3 protein-coding genes are annotated in these 2,448 nt (G+C 70.3%); 1 reads left to right on the forward strand and 2 read right to left on the reverse strand.

The window, feature by feature from the left end; genetic code table 11:
• Together H0X00_RS23385 and H0X00_RS23390 are read right to left on the reverse strand one after the other, a co-directional pair.
• Positions 1-146: acyl-CoA carboxylase subunit epsilon (locus tag H0X00_RS23385; RefSeq protein ID WP_293775230.1), on the reverse strand; the 146-nt coding region annotated here is incomplete at its 3' end.
• A complete protein-coding gene (locus H0X00_RS23390; protein ID WP_293775226.1) occupies positions 143-1,768 on the reverse strand; it encodes an acyl-CoA carboxylase subunit beta in 1,626 nt (541 codons plus the stop codon). The genes H0X00_RS23390 and H0X00_RS23385, both read right to left, overlap by 4 nt.
• 45 nt (positions 1,769-1,813) lie before the next feature.
• Between H0X00_RS23390 and H0X00_RS23395 the strand changes: the two genes are divergently transcribed.
• Positions 1,814-2,448, forward strand: a 635-nt coding sequence (locus tag H0X00_RS23395) for a biotin--[acetyl-CoA-carboxylase] ligase (RefSeq protein ID WP_293775228.1), incomplete at its 3' end; no start/stop codon positions are given.

The following is a 2,448-nucleotide window of genomic DNA, read 5'->3' on the forward strand; positions in this document are numbered from 1 at the left end:
GTCCAGGCGTTCGGCTCCGGCTCCGGGGCGTCGGCCGTCGCCGCGGCCCGGGCCGAGACGACCGCGATCAGCGCGGCGAGCTCGGCGTCGTCGGGCTCGCCGCGGACGACGCGCAGCAGCGGGCGTTGCGGTTCTTCCGAACTCACAGCGGGATGTTCCCGTGCTTCTTGGGCGGCAGGGTCTCGCGCTTGCCGCGCAGCGCGCGGAGCGCCTTGACCACCTGCGAGCGGGTGGCGGAGGGCTTGATCACCGCGTCCACGTAGCCGCGGCTGGCCGCGATGTACGGGTTGGCCAGGGTGTCCTCGTACTCGGTGACCAGCTCCTTGCGGCGGGCGTCCGGATCGGCGCACTCGGCCAGTTCCTTGCGGTACAGGATGTTCACCGCGCCCTGGGCGCCCATCACCGCGATCTGCGAGGTGGGCCAGGCGAAGTTCAGGTCGGCGCCGAGGTGCTTGGAGCCCATCACGTCGTACGCGCCGCCGTAGGCCTTGCGGGTGATCACGGTGACCTTCGGAACCGTCGCCTCGACGTAGGCGTAGATCAGCTTCGCGCCGCGGCGGATGATGCCGTCCCACTCCTGGTTGGTACCGGGCAGGAAGCCGGGCACGTCGACGAAGGTCAGGATCGGCACGTTGAACGCGTCGCAGGTGCGGACGAAGCGTGCCGCCTTCTCTGAGGCGTCGATGTCCAGGCACCCGGCGAACTGCATCGGCTGGTTGGCCACGACGCCGACGCTGTGCCCGTCGACCCGGCCGAAGCCGACGAGGATGTTCGGCGCGAACATCGGCTGGACCTCGAGGAACTCCCCGTCGTCGAGGACCTTCTCGATGACCTTGTGCATGTCGTAGGGGGTGTTCGCGGAGTCCGGGATGATCGTGTCGAGGGCGAGGTCCTCGTCGTTGATCTCCAGGTCGGTGCCCGCGTCGTAGCTCGGCGCGTCCGAGAGGTTGTTGCTCGGCAGGTAGGACAGCAGCGCCTTGACGTACTCCAGGGCGTCGGGTTCGTCCGCACCCATGTAGTGCGCGTTGCCGCTCTTGGTGTTGTGCGTCCGGGCGCCGCCGAGTTCCTCGAAGCCCACCTCTTCACCGGTGACGGACTTGATGACCTCCGGGCCGGTGATGAACATGTGGGAGGTCTTGTCCACCATCACGACGAAGTCGGTGATCGCGGGTGAGTAGACGTGCCCGCCGGCGCAGGTGCCCATGATCAGCGAGATCTGCGGGACCACGCCCGAGGCGTGCACGTTCCGCTTGAAGATCTCTCCGTACAGGCCGAGGGAGACCACGCCCTCCTGGATGCGGGCTCCGGCGCCTTCGTTGATGCCGATGATCGGGCAGCCGGTCTTGATCGCCAGGTCCATGACCTTGACGATCTTCTCGCCGTACACCTCGCCGAGGGAGCCGCCGAAGATGGCGAAGTCCTGGCTGAACACGCAGACCTGGCGGCCGTCGATGGTGCCGTAGCCGGTTACCACGCCGTCGCCGTAGGGGCGGTTCTTCTCCAGCCCGAACGCGGTCGAGCGGTGCCGGGCGAACTCGTCCATCTCGACGAAGGAGCCCTCATCGAGCAGGGCGTCGATCCGCTCGCGGGCGGTCATCTTGCCCTTGGCGTGCTGCTTCTCCACGGCGCGGGCGGAGGCGGCGTGGATCGCCTCTTCCTCGCGGACCGCGAGCTCGGCGATCTTGCCGGCGGTGGTGTGGATGTCGACGTCGTGGGTCTCAGGCGGAGACGGCGGCAAGAGCTCGGTCTCCAGTGCAGGTTCAGCCATGCGCGTCACCCTATTGGGGCCCCTCCGCGGCTCTAGGCTGAGCCCGTGAGCACCCCACTGGACGAGGCTCTGGTACGCGCCGCGCTGCCCCCTGGGCCGTGGGAACTGGTCCTGGTCGAGGAGACGGGCTCCACCAACGCCGACGTCCGGGCCGCCGCGCTCGACGGCCGCGCCGGGCCCGGCTACGTCGTGCTGGCTGAGCACCAGAGCGCGGGCCGGGGCCGCCTGGACCGCAGCTGGACCGCCGCGCCGGGGGAGGCGCTCACGTTCTCGGTGCTGGTCCGGCCCGCACGGGTGCCCGCCGAGCGGTGGGCCTGGCTGCCGCTGCTGGCCGGGGTCGCGATGACCGACGCCATCCGCGGCCTTCGACTGAAGTGGCCGAACGACGTGCTCGACGGCGCCGGCGGCAAGGTCGCCGGGATCCTGATCGAGCGGATCGACGCCCCGTCGGGACCGATGGCCGTGGTCGGGATCGGTCTCAACGTCACCGGGTCGCCGGAGATCGAGGGCGCCTCCTCCCTGGCCCGGGCCGGGGGCGATGACCTGGACCGGACCACGTTGCTGGCCGTCGTGCTCGGTGCCCTGGCGTCCCGATTCGAGGCCTGGCACGCGACCGGCGGCGACGCGGAGGCCTGCGGGCTGGCCGCCGCCTACCGGGCCGCGTGCGCCACCCTCGGCTC

Origin of the sequence: Sporichthya sp. (assembly GCF_013815995.1) — a bacterium.
Taxonomy (GTDB): Bacteria; Actinomycetota; Actinomycetes; order Sporichthyales; family Sporichthyaceae; genus Sporichthya.